Genomic DNA, 15316 nt, shown 5'->3' with positions numbered 1-15316 from the left:
TTCTTCTCTATTCATATTATACAATACCTACAATCTGAAAATTGTTCACTTAAAATGTTGTTGGTTAGTAGCCATTTATCCCCTTTCAGGAGGTCGACAATCCTAGTAACTCACTATTTCCGTCCGGAATAAAAAGGAAACTATCTAATATTGGTATATTACAATATATATAGTCCCATATTTCAAAATAGGTATTTCAGATATAGTTTTATTTTCGCAATATGATACGTTAGTAATAGAAGTTAACTAAGATTTGAGGTGAACAAATTTGAAGATGAAGTTAGCTTTGCCTCTGTTAATAGTACTTGTCGTTCTAGCTGGATGTGGACATCAACAATCTTCAGCAGAAGAGCAACCCCATGAGACAGAATCAACAGAGCAAGCCTCCCTGTATGTTAACGAAGAATTTGGCCTGACAATAGGTGAAGTCCCGGGGTGGACTCTTTTAAAAGAAGTGGAAAACCCATTGAATGTTAGTTTTGTTAATGAAAAATCCACTATTATTGTGTCTATCTTATCCAATGAGAAGTCGATAGATGAAATAAAGAAGGAAGTCCTTACAGGGGTTGGAAATGTTTCTATTCAAGAGGAGAGTGAAAATACGCTTTCTTTTACTTCGGATCGGAAGGAAAGTATTCGTTCTCATATAAAGTTTGAACGAGATTCCAACTCAACAAAGATGATCATTTTTATGACACCAGCTCCTCAATATGAAAAAAACAAAGTTTTGTTTGATGAATTTCAAAAAAATATAAACTTCAAGTGAGAAAGGTAGATGGGAATATTGAAGAAAATAGTAGCAGGAATTTTAATAGGGTCGTTTGTTGTAAGTGGTTCTGCGTACGCAGAAGAAGTCGGAGCTTCTGAAATTGTAAATCCTTCTTCTGAAGTATATGAAACGGTTCGACTAATGGAAGAAGCAGAGTATAATCTGACTGAAGACGCAACTGAAAAAGCTCTTCTGCAAGACGAATATGCGGACAAGCGTTTAGCTGAGGCTGAAGTTGCTTTAGAGGAAAATGATGAGGCGACAGCTGAGCGCGTCTTAGAAGATTTAAATGGTCACGTTGGAGAGTTGGAGGCTGTCCTTGAAACCGAACCAACGAATCCAGAGGAACAAGTATCTGAATCAAGTTCCATTGAAGATCTTTTACGAGCAAAGTTTGCCAAACGTACAGAGCGGCTACGTGCCTTGCTTGAACGAGATGACTTTCCAGCTCAAGCGAAAAAGGGCATTGTAAATGCTATGGAAAAGCATGAACGGTCTGTCGAACGAGCGATTGCAAAAATAAAGGACAAGCTTGCGAAGGGCAAAGACGATGAAGATTCTATTGAGGATGCCATTGATGCAATTGAGGATACAGAAGAGGCCATTGAAGACGCAATTGAAGATGCAATTGAAGAGGAAGAAGAGGCTGCTGAGAAAGTAGCGAAACAAGCAGAGAAGTTTGCTGAAAAGGCTAAGAAAGAGGAAGAGAAAGCTGCTGAGAAACTAAAGAAAGAAGAAGAGAAAGCCGCTGAAAAGCTGAAGAAGGAAGAAGAGAAAGCACAAAAAGCAGCTGAAAAAGAGCAAGAAAGAGCAGCTGAAAAGCTGAAAAAAGAACAAGCGAAAGCACAAGAAGCGGCTGAGAGAGCGGCTGAAAAGGCTGAAAAAGAACAAGAAAGAGCCGACGAAAAACTGAAAAAGGAACAAGAGAAAGCACAAGAAGCAGCTGAAAGAGCGGCTGAAAAAGAGCAAGAAAGAGCCGCTGAAAAGCTGAAAAAGGAACAAGAGAAAGCACAAGAATCGGCTGAAAGAGCAGCTGAAAGGGCAAAAGCAGAGGAAGAAAGAGCTGCTAAAAAAGCTGAAAAAGATTCCAAGAAATCATTAGAGGATGACGATAATGATGAGGAAGATGAAGACTGACATCGCACATAACAAGAGATGAATGTAGCAACAAATAATAAGGCGAGATCGCCGCACTCAATAACCCCTCACTATCGGTATTAGTGAGGGGTTTTAACGTATAAACATGAGGTATTAGGCACCCTTCAAGTAATGATTTCCCTCGCAACATTTCAAGTATTCTCGCGCGAAGCAATGAGGCCACTCACAACTGGAATACCCACCATCCACCGGTCCTATTTACCAAACTATAAATCACGTTTTCGCCCCAATAGCAAAGAGGTTTCTATTATAATAGGCACATCGGATAAATAGATATACTCCGAGAATACTATTAAAGGGAGAATTATCGTGTCCATAATAAATAGAATTGCAATCTTTCTCGTTAGCATTCTCTTATTGTTGTCGATAAACGCGACGATTGTAAGTGCTAGTTCACAAAACTACTTACCTTTCGAAAATACCGAAGCGGGTCGAAATAGCAATGCGTACATGCCGACATACAACCCATCTATGAATGACAGAGTAAATTTCATTAAGGAAATCTCGAATTACGCAAAAGAGGCTAGTGCAAAATGGGGCATTCCTGCGAGTGCAATTATCGGAATGGCAGTCATCGAGAGTGGATATGGAACGACGAGAATCGCCGTCAACGCCAATAATATTTTCGGAATAAAAATATGGGTGACCAATCCGGATCAAGGGTGGCAACTGAAAGGGCAACCTGATGAAAACAACGGGACAGTCCCTATCGTATCCGACTTTGGTGTAGATCGAATTATCTTTGACGAAGCAAAAAGAGTCGATAACTGGTATCGCATGTTTTCAAGCCAGAAGGAAGCAGTTGATTACTTAGCAGGCACACTTCTTCAAAATAAACGATATGGGTTTGCGAAAATAAACTACGCAACCAATTTGAAAAATGGTTGGAGTTACGAACGCGCATCCAAACAATACATATATGAAATTGCGAATGCCGGATATAACCATCTTGGTGGAGACTACTATCGAAACGTAGTTGGAAAAGTGATGGAAGAATGGAACTTGTACAAGTATGATGAGAAAACGTTCACGGACATACACGGACATTGGGCTCAAAAACAAATCGAATTTTTGGCGGAAAAAGGTTGGATCAATGGATACCCAGATGGAACGTTCAAACCAAACGCCAGTCTCACAAGAGCGCATGCAGCCAAAATACTAAGCAATTTCTTAGGACTGACGAAAACAACTGAACCAATCTACTTTACAGATGTACCTACTAATTTTTGGGGACACGATTCAGTCGTCTTAATGGCACAGCACAAACTAATGAACGGCACAGGCAATAATCATTTCTCACCCAATACGAAGTTAACGAGAGCACAAATGGCTCAAATCTTTTACAATGCCGGCTTTTATACACAGCCCGCGGAAACTACTATGAATTCATTCAACGATGTTCACAAAGATCACTATGCTTATATCGCCATTGAGACAATGAGGCAAGAAGGGATTATGGCGGGATACGGCGATGGAAGATTTGGCATTAATGACTCAATCACTAGAGCGCAAATGGCAGCGGTCATCTATAGGCTCGACCAAAAAGGTTGGAACAAAAAATAATTGTGATCGATGCCTTGTCACACGAACCACAAGCCTCCTATGGTAAACTAATTGAAAATCGAACTGGGAGACTGTACAAATGAAAATCAATTTCACGAAAAAACAATTCAAAACGCTGCTGGACCTCGCCTATTTAGGAGAGTGGATGGCGAATTCAACCCGATCCGACGATGATCGATTTGTCGACTATGAAGAACTGTTCCAATACATTTGCTCGTTTGCGAAAGACATGGGATACGAAGACCTCGTCCCCTATGACCGTGAATTAAACGCCTATTTCCCAACCCAAGAGTACGAAACTCAGCTACATCCAATCATCGATAACAATGACGACTATGTATTCTGGGAAAAACTAACCGCTAACTTAGCCAAAAGGGATCTTGATCGAGAAGGGGCAATGTATAACACACTCGACGACCGCTTCCGCAGATTATGTGAAATCGAAGAGCAATACGAAAGGGAATTCGAAGAAAATGGATTGGCGAATTTAATAATTGCAGAAGGAAAAAACGGATCCGATAAGGAATAGCCTATAGGAGACATGCATTCTAAGACTTTCTCCATACTCCAAAAGAGCCGCTCGACGTACATAAAAGCGGCTCTTTTCTTCTATTTCAAATCAATTAACTTTTCATCCACAACTTCAAGTACCGACATCCGTGGAAAGCTGGGATACGAGCGTGGGGACAAGTTTACGAGCGCTAAAACGGATTTACGAGCTCGTGGTCAACTTTTCGAGCGTAGGAGTGAATTTACGAGCGTGCGAACAAATTTACGAGCACGGGAACGTCCCCTACCTACAATCATGCCACTTTCAGCTTCAATTCCGGATTTTAGGCAATCGCCACATACAGTGCTTTACCGATAATCATCTAATGAATGATTGTTGCACGTCTAATCAGGGGCAACTGGAGAGCATAGTAAGGAATACTAGTCGCTCACCGGCGGACGCCCCCCTTTTCACATGATCTACCATGGAATACGGGTGGGGACTTTGATAATGGATTTTGAGCAAATTACAAATAATCCCTACCTGTCGCAGGTAGGGATTATCTAATATCTTATTTTTCAACAAAAAGCAATTGCTCTAACACAATATTTAATTGTTCAATGGCTGATGATGCTTGTTCTCTTAGAATATCATACTGATATTCCGATTTGCGATCAATTAACTCTTCAACGTCCCCATTGTCTGGATGAGATTCATCAATTGTAAGATCAGACACGTCAAGTCTCTTAAATGCTATTACTTTTCTTAAATCTTGATTTTCGGCTAATTCTTGGATTGATGTTAGTAATTCGTTATTAATTATATCTGAGTTAGACAACAGCTCAATATTTGTTAAAAAATCATACAGCTCATCTTCTGTTAATTTATTGCTAAACGAATAAAAGTCAGCATGGGTAATATCCAAATTCAAAAGTTTTTCACGAAAGTCTTTTATTTCTACTAGTACTTCTGTCATTTCCATATTCCCTCACTCCTAATAAGCTTGTCTCTATATTAATATGAGGACTTGTTTCAAATTATGCAGAGACGTCGAGCGACGTTTCGAAACAACTCAACATCGACGAAAAAAACACAACAGGAGCATTCAAATAATCTCAAAGACAGTCCGCAATTTTCAACTTATAATCCGAAGAAGACATCTTCAGGAGAGCTTTCACCGAATACAAACCTATAGTTTGCTTATTCGCCTATTACTCGATCCTTGTCAATTCTAAGCAAAATCCATCCTACACTTATGCATTGATTCACATTTCAATTTTCGCATTTTTAAAGAGCTTGGATTGGATTAACACACATATAAAGTCGATAAATTGAGTAGTTCGGCTTCTTTCCAAGGCAAAATAGCACATTTCAACTAATCGGGATGTACTTCTTTTAATTATTGATGCTTCGTTCAATATAATTAGATACAAAACAGTATCATCATGTGTCTTGTACAGTAAAACCCACCCTTTTTCGATAAATAAAAAATAGCTAGACGTTCATTTACCAATAGAATTATCTTTTTCATCCACTACAGAAAACATCACTGCTCCTGGTGGAGAACCTTCATAAAAGTCTTGCGGAGTCATTTTATCAAACGCTCTTTTCCCTAAGATAGAACTAAATCCAATCCCCGCTATTAAGAGAATTGAGACAAGGAGAATAATTAAAAACAATTCTTCAGCAACAGTAATCATAAATTTCCTTTCAAATACCGGTAGAATATAACCAATCAAAAGATACAAGAAACCGAATCTATAACCATAAGTCTCAACCCACTTATCTTCAGCAATTCTAGGTTTTTCACCCTCAATGAAGATAGAAGTGGAACTACTAATTATAACTTGTTTCTTTTTTCGGAAAGCGATCAAATAACCTAAAAGAATTGCTCCTGAAAGTTGAAAAATCGATGCAAACATTAATACCGTCTCCCCTCACTATCAATATATTTCAATAGAGAGAATATAAAACCCTTCTTATTCGTTGGTAAACACAGTGGTAATCTACGGTAAGTTCTTTGGCTAGATGTCACGAGCGGCAAGTTCGGGTGGTCGTAATTAGAATAAGCGGTAAACAGCAACATCAAATGCTTCAGAATAACCAGAGCTCATTAGTATCCATTGTAAAATAAAGGCATCCATGAAATACAAAGTTTTTCTTAGCAATGGCTCCATGGAGAGAAATCTTCGTGGGGGTATATTAATATGTGTAGTTAGTTTATATTAAACACAAGGCACCGAACACCATAGAATCTCTCCAGATTGAAGGTCCACAAATGTTTTATTATAAATCCTTCCTAACGTGAAAATTGATTGAATTACCAAAGAAATTCTCAGCTCTCTTTTTTGTAATTCGAACTTTGCTGTTCCCAAACAAAATCTCTTTCAGAATGGGAATTAGTAAATTGTATCCTAGTTTGTCATATTCTTTTGCGTACCGGGTTAGAGCCATGTCTATCCTGTCCAACCTCAGGGTTTTGCTCGACCCTACATGTCTTGGTCTATCAATTGGGACCAATTTCAGATCTACAAAATTTCCTCGGATACCATCAAAGACAAACTCTGCATGATGTTCTTTTAGAGGTATCTTTATATTACGGGATTTCTTGTATACATCCTGTAATTCACTCTGCGGGATTTTCCCTTTCAATATATCATTCTCGTAGGCCCAATAAAACCAATCAGGGTCAGTAAATATAACTTGTGGTAGAGTTTTACCTTCGTGTTTCCCGAAACCTAATACCGTCCATTTCATCTTTGCCCCTTCTTTCCTAATAAAATGTTTTTTTGTTTTTCAAATTATCTAATTCCATAATAGCATTTCACATGTTCATTTGAGCGCTCTTTCATGAAAATTAATCCCGACCCTTGATTAATAGTGAATTGTAAGAAGCAGTCAAAGTAATCATCAACAATCGGAGTAAGCATTGATAAGAGATTAAAATAATATCGGATACAACAATAACATTGCATACCAAGTTAAAATCATTTCCTAAATAACTTATTAGCTTTTTACTATAGTATTTTTAACAATGCAGTCCTTACAGAGGAGTTTGTAAATTTAAAAAAATACCCATCACCGTTTTAGGGTGATGAGCTACATTTTCCTATTAATAACATACTTCTTTCGCGACGGGCGAAATACTTTGTTTCTCAAGTTTTTAACATTCTTTTCTGCATGTTTTTCATAAAATTGTACATCATTAGGGAAATTCAGCCATGTAATTGGAGGATTTAATCTAAGTAGTATTTTTCGAGCCAAATTATTCAGCTCCATTCTCTGCTCATTAGATAAGAAATTTATATAGTTGTTATTACCGAGGATCTTTTCGATTTTTGTTAATGACCTTAAATTTACATTATGCATGAACGTATGACTGTATTTATTGTATTTTGCTTCCAAACTGTTTTTGTGGACAACCTCTCTGATTGCATCATATTCTTGCGACTTCTTTTCAATTATCTCATCAATACACTCTTTCGTTTTCTCTTCAGGTAAATTCGTAAACGCCTTTTCTTTAGTAGACTTTTTTATTACATCAACTACTGATTTGTTAATCTCTTTACCTATATATCTATCGACAATATGGTCTTTTGTATCATCGTTAACATCTAAATTGTGAATATCAGTGAATGCATGTCTTCCTACATTCGCTTTTTCGCCTCTTCTTAGCCATTCAGGATTAACATCGGAGCCACGTATATATTTAGCTATGGTCTCTGTTGAAACATTACAAAGGCTTGCAATCAATTTAGCATCATAAGCTTCATTTTCTAATAGTCTGTTTATCATTTTTTCCAACTGATATGCAGTCCTTCTCTTAGTGTGTAATTCTTTTCCCAATCGCTTAATAATTCGTTCCTCTTCAGAAGTAAATGGTTCAATTATACACTCGGCAACTTCTTTTCCTAAAAAGTCCAAGGCATAATAGCGACGGTACCCATCTACTAGTACATATTTATCTGCGCTCTTTTCTTCAACAACAAGCGGTGTTTTTAAACCATTTCTATTAATATCTAGTTCCAAGCTCAAATCCTTTTCCTTATTTCGAAAACTTGTTTCTAACTCGATTTGGGACAGTTTAACTTCCTTCATTTGTTTAGTCATGTTGCCCCCCATTTCATTTTTATTAATAGATATTCATTATGTAATTTGTCCTATTACAATAATCTATTAAAATGCTAATCCATATTTTTGTTTAAATAGAATCTCTAGAATGCTATTTCTAAGTGAAAAGTAACCCCAATATTAATAGTAGCAAGTGGGAGAGCGATTTTATGAGTGTGGGGCTGTATTTACTAGCGCTTCTATAACAACAAAAAAGCCCCTCAGAGATCCCTCTCCACAGAGCTTTCAGCTAAGAAACAATTCAAATTGGCAACCAAATTTGAAATCAAATAATCCCCTGAAATCGTAAAACAATCTCGGCAATAACTGCAGATCCTAAAAATGTTCCAAGCATAACAAGCGTTGCAACAATGATTGTTTTCGAACCGAGTTTCACAAAATCAGTCCAAGAACGTCCAATTGCGATTCCTGCATAGGCGAGTATCGGTGTTGCTAGCGCAAGCAACTGAACTTCGGTCGTCTCGTCCACTGTACAACTTTTTCAGATCCAGGAAACCATGGCATTGAAACGATTACTCCGATAATAGAAATATACGCGATACTCGGGAAGTTTATAGGAATTAGCTCTTTTAGGATAAACCCTGCCAAACAGATGACAACGAGCGTAATCATTCCAGGTACAGCTTTAAGAGGCAGAATGTTATAGCCTGCCCGATTGCCAATAAGGGCAGTAATACTTCAGCTTCCAACTCCCTATGCCATTGCAAACGATAGCGGGCTTAGTGGACTTAATGTAGCTAGTAATCCGGATATGAGATCGAGAAAAACCGCCCCAAACACTGTCCGAGCGTGGGGACAAGTTTACAGGCGGCAGACAGAATTTACGAACGTGTGGTTCAATTATACGAATGGCAAACGGATTTTGTTATGAGCAGATTTAGCTGAAGCTGAATTTAGTGAAGCGCCCCCGAACAATAAAGTTAACGCTATTCCGGAATATATTAACCGTTTTTTCATATATCTTTCTCCTCATGTCGGCTTTTATTAGTACTTATCTTCTTCGTATTAAAATAACTCACTTGGTTGATCTTCTACTACCACTAACTTTCCTTGTAGCATTCACCTCCTATCCTACTCCCATAGCAAGTCCCCCTACTCCCCCCTACCATTACCCAAATTATTCAGCCGTATATAGTCTCACATTATCTGTTACTACCTCTGCTTTTTTCACTGTTTACTGGGACTTGACAACTGCCCCCGTTACATCCGCCGGTCGGCATAATTATTCTTCTATTCGCGATCCAATCATAAGCTTTATGTCCCAAACCAATAAAAGAAGCAAAGCTAATTAAGGGAACAAAAATCCATAAAAGAGGGATGTTTTTACATATCCTATTAATACTGTATATTCCCTCTTCTAGTTTATTATTTGACATTTTTATGGAGCCCATTCGTTTTTCTAGCTTATTAATATCTAGTTGATATTGATCGATAATTTCACTTTCTCTAAAAGACATAAATTGTATTCGGCTGAAATAATCTAATTTACTTAAACTATTAATACTTCTTCTACAGAATGAACACCAGCCATCATAGAATACCACTATGGGCTTCATTACAATACCCACCTCATTCCAAATGGAACATTAACTATAAAGTCATCAATATTTACATCGGTTCTTTGTAAAGTAGTTAATATTCAATTTACTATTTTAATTAAGTATTGAATTGTCCACACCAAGAATCCTAATGTTGCAACCAAAAATAACGGCCTATCCACTCCGGTCTCTTTATCAACAACTTTCAAAAACCTCAAAAAGAAGAAAACAGTGAGAGCAGCGAAGAGTACGAAAAGAAAAATATTCATATAATACCTCCCGGTAATAATCTGTATATATTTTATCTTATGAAACGCTTCCTGTAAAAATGCTTTGAATCCACTGACAATAAATAATACTGCTTAATCAAGAGGCATTTTCAACAATATTTTTTTTGTCAGTTTTATGTCTTACTAATAAACTTTTTATTCTATAATAAAATTGTCGATAGTGATCGTCATTAAATACAAGAAGGTCCAAGATAATCATGGTAAAACCAAATGCAAAGAGACCCATAACTATAATTATACCTAAGTGAAACATCACCATTATGGAAACTATAATCCACCTTGTCGATTTAAAAATAATTAAAAATGGGAAAGCTATTTGTATTATTATTGCTGAGAGTGATCCTAATGTAAGTAATATAGGGTTACTATAAATCAACTCAGCAATACTAGGTAAGGTATATTCACTAACTTGCAATATATAGTATAAAGAAACCCCGTTGTACCACATCTCACCCTGAGCTTTAAACATTCCAGAGAAAAAATAGAGTATAGCTACCTGTATAATACAAGATGTTATGGCTAGGTTATGCAATGTAGCTAGGAACCTGTTACTACTTTTTTTGTTTTTAGATATAGCGAAATGTGCACCAACATTTGCGAAAAGCAAAAAGAACAAACATATTATCAGTATATTATTACCACCGTCAAGTACAAATGGATTTCTTTCATATAACGACCAAATAAAAATATAGTTTAATATCCCAATGTACCTTGTTTTAAATCCTACTGTGTATAACAAAGCAATGATTGCTCCTGTAAAAAAAAGAAAGTCAAAATAAACAAGAGAATCGGATAGTTGATACAAAGAAAATGAATAACCATAAGTAGCGTCCTTGAAATCATCAAATGGGTATATCCCGTTTGGTCCCCAATAATAATATCTTTGAAATATATGAAGTAAATAATATAAAGATATTATTGAACCCAGACCTATTCTAGCAATACTGGCAGCAATAAGATGCCGTTCACTTCCAAAGAAGTCATTTACTTTATTAAATTTAGTAATCATTTTTTTGTCTCCGTTTAAATTGTATTATAATTCAGAAATCTCTTTATAAGGTATTTTCGGTATTTGTATATATATAGTCTCTATTTCCACATCCTCTTCCATTATATAATCGTAGTAGTCAGGAAACCTCTCAATGTTTATTCTTATTATTATTTCATCAAAATGTCTACCAAATGTTTTATAAAGAGCATTTGAAGACGCTCCTCTTAAAACAATTAGCTCTCTTGGATATGCTCCATCTCCATTAATAGCATGGTTAATCAACTCTTCATAGCTCGGTCTATCATTATCGCTAATTCCCTTTTGAGTGTTATCTTCCGTAACAGAAGCTTCAGCCTTCATTTGATCTGTTGCATATTTATTTACAGTTTCAATCGTGCTAGTAGTTATTTGAGCTACAGCAAGCCTTAATGGAGTTAGTCTATTTTTGTGTAATTCTGTAACCAACAGTTCAGTCACATCTATCCACTGTGTTTCATTTTCTTTTCCATTTTCCCCTTTATAATATCCTTTTACCAATAATTTATGATTATTAGATACCGGATCCGGCGCAAATAATTTCCAGTTTTGATTAAATAATGGTTGCATATAGGACTGAATAGCAGGGTAATATTTATAGGTAATCGGGTTAACAGGCGAATTATACAGAATAGTTATAGAAAAATGTATTAGAAGCGCAATACTGAGGAACAGATACCATATTACAAATAATTTATTTTTCAAAATGTCACCCACCCCATACACGCTTTTACAAGATAGAATAAAATATGTAAAAGCGTGTCTGTAATTTCTAATTATCTTCTGAATGCTTCTTCAACCTTCAATTGATCATACTCCGGTGGAAGTGATACACATAAATGCAATGGTCCAGTATAACCATCGTGCATTCCATTCACTAGCACATAATCCACTGCTTTACCAAAAACATATCCCGCGACAAGACTAGCAACGAACGGATAGTTTTGGATCTCAAGTTCGTCTTTAGCAATGATTGCTTCATCCTGTTGGCTTACGGTTTTATATTCAGCGGACGCACTTGAAGAAGCCATTACAGGTGCGCAAAGAAGCATGAGTGCACCTATGAGTAACATAATTTTCCTTTTCATGTTATTACCTCCTTTCTTTTTTCTTAAGCTAATGCTAACATAATATACAGAATATTGTTTACTCGATCTAGGAAACTCACTGAGAATAAACAATAACTAGTTTACAGAATAGATGTATTTGAAAGAAACTTTCTACACCTAAACTAGTATTTAGTTAGTGAGTTGGCATGAATGAAAAAAACTTGAATTGTTATTTTTAGAATATATGCTAGGGATGCATAGTCATGGGAGTGTGAGTTATGGAGGAGAACTTAGGGAAGAAAATAAAATACTTTAGAATCAAATCAGCTATGACACAATCAAAATTGGCCAAAGGGATAATTTCAGAGTCTTATCTTTCCAAAATCGAGAATGGAAAAGTAGAACCACCAAAAGAAATTGTATTGCTACTGAGTAAAAGATTGAATATAAATCTATATTCAACAGAATGGGACAAGCTATTTACTTTATGCGATACATGGTTTCAACATTTATTTCGTGGTGAGAAAGAAGAGTCCACAAAACTTTATAATGAGATTATTAAAGACCTTCACAACATTGCTAGTACTCCATTGTTCAATATGGTTGAACTCCATAAACTACGTTATTTCATCCTCATCCAAGACAAACAAAAGGCAACGACACAATTTGATTCCCTTCATAAACATCAAGAGAACTTTAAAGAGGAAGAAAACTACTATTTCATGAAGTTTTGCGGCAACTATCATTTTTCCCGGTTGTCGTATAACAAATCAATGGATTCATATAAGAGGGCAGAACAGCATATAACAGACGTTTCTGAAAAGGAAAAATACGACCTTTTTTACATGATTGCTTTAACCGCATCTAAGTTAAGACTAACGTATATTTCATTGAAATATGCAAACTCCGCACTTCATTTCTATCAAAATAACTATAATTTAAAGCGTTGTGCGGAGTGTCATATATTACTTGGTATATCTTATCAACGGGCTGGGGAATTGAATCAAGCAATGGAAAATTATCAATTAGTGGATAAAATCGGTAATGAAATTGAAAATCAAAACATTTCTGCTATGGCCAAACAGAATATCGGAAAGGTTTATTCTATAATGGGAAATACGGAAAAGGCAATCGAGTATTATCTAACTAGTTACAACAAACGAAATAATTTTCCTATTGCTAGAAAAATCATTCCGGTATCCAGCTTAATGAAAGAATACTTTGAGAAGGAGGATATAGATAATGCTAAAAAGTGGCTAGAAAAAGGATTAAGTTTATCTGAACATCTAAGTATTGAGGACTCGATCTATGTGTATGAATTTAAGGTGTATAGTAATTTGATTAATGGAATTGAAAATGGTTTTGAAGAATTAATCACAAAAAAAGTACTGCCTTTTTTAGAAAAAAGAAACCTTTTTTATGAAAAAGCTACCTATTTAAAGTTCCTAGCAATTCACCATTATGACAACAGGAAATACAAATTAGCAGCTCATTATTATAAGTGTGCAAGTAAAGAACTAGCAAAAACAAATACGGAAGAATTTTTGGGGGATGAATAATGAAAAAAGTGATCTTATTTACAATTTTGTCCATAGGCATAACGTTCTTTTCATCATCTGGAGTGGTTGATGTAAACTTTGCCCACGATAATCCGAATTATTTATTGGTTAACAATGAAGAACCAGAGCCGTCACGTGAAAGTAATAATGATGTATGGAAACAGATAAGTTCTCTAACCTAAAATTCGAATGGACTAGTTTGAATGAATTATTGATGGTATAAACAACAATTCGAACAAACAATCTTAGAATTTTAATAAATGAACACGTCTATGAGTGATATTTACAGCGATATAAGTAAGCGTCTAACAAAGCTCGCCTGACTAGGTGAGCTTTATTTTTGGCATTTAATGAGAGCGATTGTATGTAGTCTACCAGAATCCTTATACTTTGTTTGAGATTGTAAAAAGTTTATCAAAGATTTCCTATAAAAGGACAAGAATCTTTGTACATTGATATCTAAGTGTAGCTGCTAAACTAAAATGGACAGTTTTTGCTTGATAGAACAGAACACTTTCCGCTACTACCCTCCTACCAGTTATACTAGAAACATATAGGTAACTGATGTATTGGAGGATCAGGAAGGTTTACAAGGGCAGTTCCAATGGCTTAGGATGACGGAAACGTCTAAAAAGCTTCCGGCGTTTCTGATAAAGGCGGAGTCGAATTCATGGACCTACCAGGAAATCCTTAGGGAACTACTCACTTATGAGGAATGACGACGCGACGCGACGCGAAGAGAAGAGAAGATGATAGATAGGCATTTGAAAATGGCAAAATTCCCTTACAAGAAAACCCTAGGGGAATTTGCCCTGAAAGAACAGCCATCAATCAGTGAACGACAGCTGCGTCAGCTGCGTGGGCTCTCGTGACTGGAGGAATCGTTCAACCTAATATTTCTAGGCCCGTCGGGCGTAGGCAAAACACATATTGCGATTGGGGTGGGATTGGAGGCGATACTAAAAGGTTATCGTGTCATATTCATTTCAACGGGAGAGCTGATCCCGCTTCTAAAACCGAGGAATACCTTCGTAAATCGCAACTACAGATGAAAAATATTAGAGATGCCGACCTGGTCATCATTGATGACCCGATGTATATGGCGATGGATCAAAACGAGGCCAACCTGTTTTTTCATCTCGTCAATCATCTTTATGAACGAAGCTCGATTATACTGACATCCAATAAAAGCCCTAAGAAATGTGGGGAGTTACTCGGAGACCAGGGAATCACTACGACGATCTTAGATTGCCTCCTCCATCGGTCAGAGGTTCTCCACTTGGATGGAAACAGTCATAGGATCAAACATCGACAGATATTATTTTAAGCAAAAAGTGTTCAAAACTACTTGACGGTTACAAAGACACAAACCTATGTACAATCTCTATAGTACGTCCATAAAAAAAAGTCGTTTATTAAGTGATTCTGTATAAACGAAGATATCATATTCTCTTGTACAAATACGTACATAGTTTTTGTCCTTCAACATGAATTTCCGCAATGTCCTTGGTTGTCCTTTAATCAAGGTTCAACTATTCTCTTAATTCCTTTACTAATGACAATCGTATCTTCCGAGTGAATAGATAAAAGCCTTTGCCTTTTTATATTCTCTATCACTCAAGAAAACCAAATCAAGTGCGATCATTATCAAACCAAACTGCACTAATCCCATCAATAAGGCGATACTGAGATGGAAACAAACCGAACCGATTATAACTAGATATCTAGTATATTTATTAAAT

The 15316-nt window shown here is 36.4% G+C and carries 14 protein-coding genes and 2 pseudogenes; 7 read left to right on the top strand and 9 right to left on the bottom strand.

Annotated features, from left to right (window positions below):
• Nucleotides 1–268: 268 nt before the first annotated feature.
• From QM454_RS08875 to QM454_RS08860, 4 genes are all read left to right on the top strand, one after another.
• Nucleotides 269–766: a hypothetical protein gene (locus tag QM454_RS08875; protein ID WP_432357052.1), complete on the top strand. Its 498-nt coding sequence runs from the start codon at nucleotides 269–271 to the stop codon at nucleotides 764–766.
• A gap of 18 nt (nucleotides 767–784) precedes the next feature.
• Nucleotides 785–1906: a DUF5667 domain-containing protein gene (locus QM454_RS08870; protein ID WP_432357050.1), complete on the top strand. Its 1122-nt coding sequence runs from the start codon at nucleotides 785–787 to the stop codon at nucleotides 1904–1906.
• 330 nt (nucleotides 1907–2236) lie between these two features.
• Nucleotides 2237–3490: an S-layer homology domain-containing protein gene (locus QM454_RS08865; protein WP_432357049.1), complete on the top strand. Its 1254-nt coding sequence runs from the start codon at nucleotides 2237–2239 to the stop codon at nucleotides 3488–3490.
• A 79-nt stretch (nucleotides 3491–3569) separates the two neighbouring features.
• Nucleotides 3570–4019, top strand: coding sequence for a hypothetical protein (locus QM454_RS08860; RefSeq protein ID WP_432357047.1), 450 nt, complete (start codon nucleotides 3570–3572; stop codon nucleotides 4017–4019).
• Nucleotides 4020–4551: 532 nt separating this feature from the next.
• Here QM454_RS08860 and QM454_RS08855 read toward each other — a convergent pair.
• From QM454_RS08855 to QM454_RS08815, 9 genes and pseudogenes are all read right to left on the bottom strand, one after another.
• Nucleotides 4552–4962, bottom strand: coding sequence for a hypothetical protein (locus QM454_RS08855; RefSeq protein WP_432357045.1), 411 nt, complete (start codon nucleotides 4960–4962; stop codon nucleotides 4552–4554).
• A 520-nt stretch (nucleotides 4963–5482) separates the two neighbouring features.
• Complete coding sequence (locus QM454_RS08850) at nucleotides 5483–5902, bottom strand: hypothetical protein (RefSeq protein ID WP_432357043.1); 420 nt, start codon at nucleotides 5900–5902, stop codon at nucleotides 5483–5485.
• A 364-nt stretch (nucleotides 5903–6266) separates the two neighbouring features.
• Nucleotides 6267–6737, bottom strand: a complete 471-nt coding sequence (locus QM454_RS08845; protein ID WP_432357041.1) for a hypothetical protein — start codon at nucleotides 6735–6737, stop codon at nucleotides 6267–6269.
• Nucleotides 6738–7079: 342 nt separating this feature from the next.
• A complete protein-coding gene (locus tag QM454_RS08840; RefSeq protein ID WP_432357040.1) occupies nucleotides 7080–8090 on the bottom strand; it encodes a ParB/RepB/Spo0J family partition protein in 1011 nt (336 codons plus the stop codon).
• A 286-nt stretch (nucleotides 8091–8376) separates the two neighbouring features.
• A pseudogene (locus QM454_RS08835) lies at nucleotides 8377–8786 on the bottom strand (hypothetical protein).
• Nucleotides 8787–9253: 467 nt separating this feature from the next.
• Entirely contained in the window at nucleotides 9254–9667 is a 414-nt protein-coding gene (locus QM454_RS08830; protein WP_432357038.1) for a thiol-disulfide oxidoreductase DCC family protein, read from the bottom strand.
• 348 nt (nucleotides 9668–10015) lie between these two features.
• Entirely contained in the window at nucleotides 10016–10948 is a 933-nt protein-coding gene (locus QM454_RS08825) for an HTTM domain-containing protein (RefSeq protein ID WP_432357036.1), read from the bottom strand.
• 24 nt (nucleotides 10949–10972) lie between these two features.
• Nucleotides 10973–11671, bottom strand: coding sequence for a DUF5819 family protein (locus QM454_RS08820; protein ID WP_432357034.1), 699 nt, complete (start codon nucleotides 11669–11671; stop codon nucleotides 10973–10975).
• A 71-nt stretch (nucleotides 11672–11742) separates the two neighbouring features.
• Nucleotides 11743–12054 carry a hypothetical protein gene (locus QM454_RS08815; RefSeq protein WP_432357032.1) on the bottom strand — a complete coding sequence of 104 codons (312 nt, stop codon included), beginning with the start codon at nucleotides 12052–12054 and terminating at the stop codon, nucleotides 11743–11745.
• A gap of 239 nt (nucleotides 12055–12293) precedes the next feature.
• Here QM454_RS08815 and QM454_RS08810 point away from each other — a divergent pair, with 239 nt between their 5' ends.
• From QM454_RS08810 to istB, 3 genes and pseudogenes are all read left to right on the top strand, one after another.
• Nucleotides 12294–13574 carry a helix-turn-helix domain-containing protein gene (locus QM454_RS08810; RefSeq protein ID WP_432357030.1) on the top strand — a complete coding sequence of 427 codons (1281 nt, stop codon included), beginning with the start codon at nucleotides 12294–12296 and terminating at the stop codon, nucleotides 13572–13574.
• Nucleotides 13574–13756: a hypothetical protein gene (locus QM454_RS08805; RefSeq protein ID WP_432357028.1), complete on the top strand. Its 183-nt coding sequence runs from the start codon at nucleotides 13574–13576 to the stop codon at nucleotides 13754–13756. The genes QM454_RS08810 and QM454_RS08805 overlap by 1 nt, the downstream gene beginning before the upstream one ends.
• Nucleotides 13757–14188: 432 nt before the next feature.
• Nucleotides 14189–14901, top strand: a pseudogene (gene istB / locus QM454_RS08800) (IS21-like element helper ATPase IstB).
• Nucleotides 14902–15316: the final 415 nt, after the last annotated feature.

It is taken from the genome of Sporosarcina sp. UB5 (assembly GCF_050859005.1).
Lineage (GTDB): Bacteria > Bacillota > Bacilli > Bacillales_A > Planococcaceae > Sporosarcina.
The sequence above is the reverse complement of the archived record's forward strand: the minus strand, read 5'-3'. Positions and strand labels throughout refer to the sequence as shown.

What these genes read in the sequence shown, in the direction of transcription:
- QM454_RS08860 (WP_432357047.1), top strand. Translation starts at nt 3,570, where the DNA reads ATGAAAATCAATTTCACGAAAAAACAATTCAAAACGCTGCTGGACCTC.
- QM454_RS08855 (WP_432357045.1), bottom strand. Translation starts at nt 4,962, where the DNA reads ATGGAAATGACAGAAGTACTAGTAGAAATAAAAGACTTTCGTGAAAAA.
- QM454_RS08850 (WP_432357043.1), bottom strand. Translation starts at nt 5,902, where the DNA reads ATGTTTGCATCGATTTTTCAACTTTCAGGAGCAATTCTTTTAGGTTAT.
- QM454_RS08845 (WP_432357041.1), bottom strand. Translation starts at nt 6,737, where the DNA reads ATGAAATGGACGGTATTAGGTTTCGGGAAACACGAAGGTAAAACTCTA.
- QM454_RS08840 (WP_432357040.1), bottom strand. Translation starts at nt 8,090, where the DNA reads ATGACTAAACAAATGAAGGAAGTTAAACTGTCCCAAATCGAGTTAGAA.
- QM454_RS08830 (WP_432357038.1), bottom strand. Translation starts at nt 9,667, where the DNA reads ATGAAGCCCATAGTGGTATTCTATGATGGCTGGTGTTCATTCTGTAGA.
- QM454_RS08825 (WP_432357036.1), bottom strand. Translation starts at nt 10,948, where the DNA reads ATGATTACTAAATTTAATAAAGTAAATGACTTCTTTGGAAGTGAACGG.
- QM454_RS08815 (WP_432357032.1), bottom strand. Translation starts at nt 12,054, where the DNA reads ATGAAAAGGAAAATTATGTTACTCATAGGTGCACTCATGCTTCTTTGC.
- QM454_RS08810 (WP_432357030.1), top strand. Translation starts at nt 12,294, where the DNA reads ATGGAGGAGAACTTAGGGAAGAAAATAAAATACTTTAGAATCAAATCA.
- QM454_RS08805 (WP_432357028.1), top strand. Translation starts at nt 13,574, where the DNA reads ATGAAAAAAGTGATCTTATTTACAATTTTGTCCATAGGCATAACGTTC.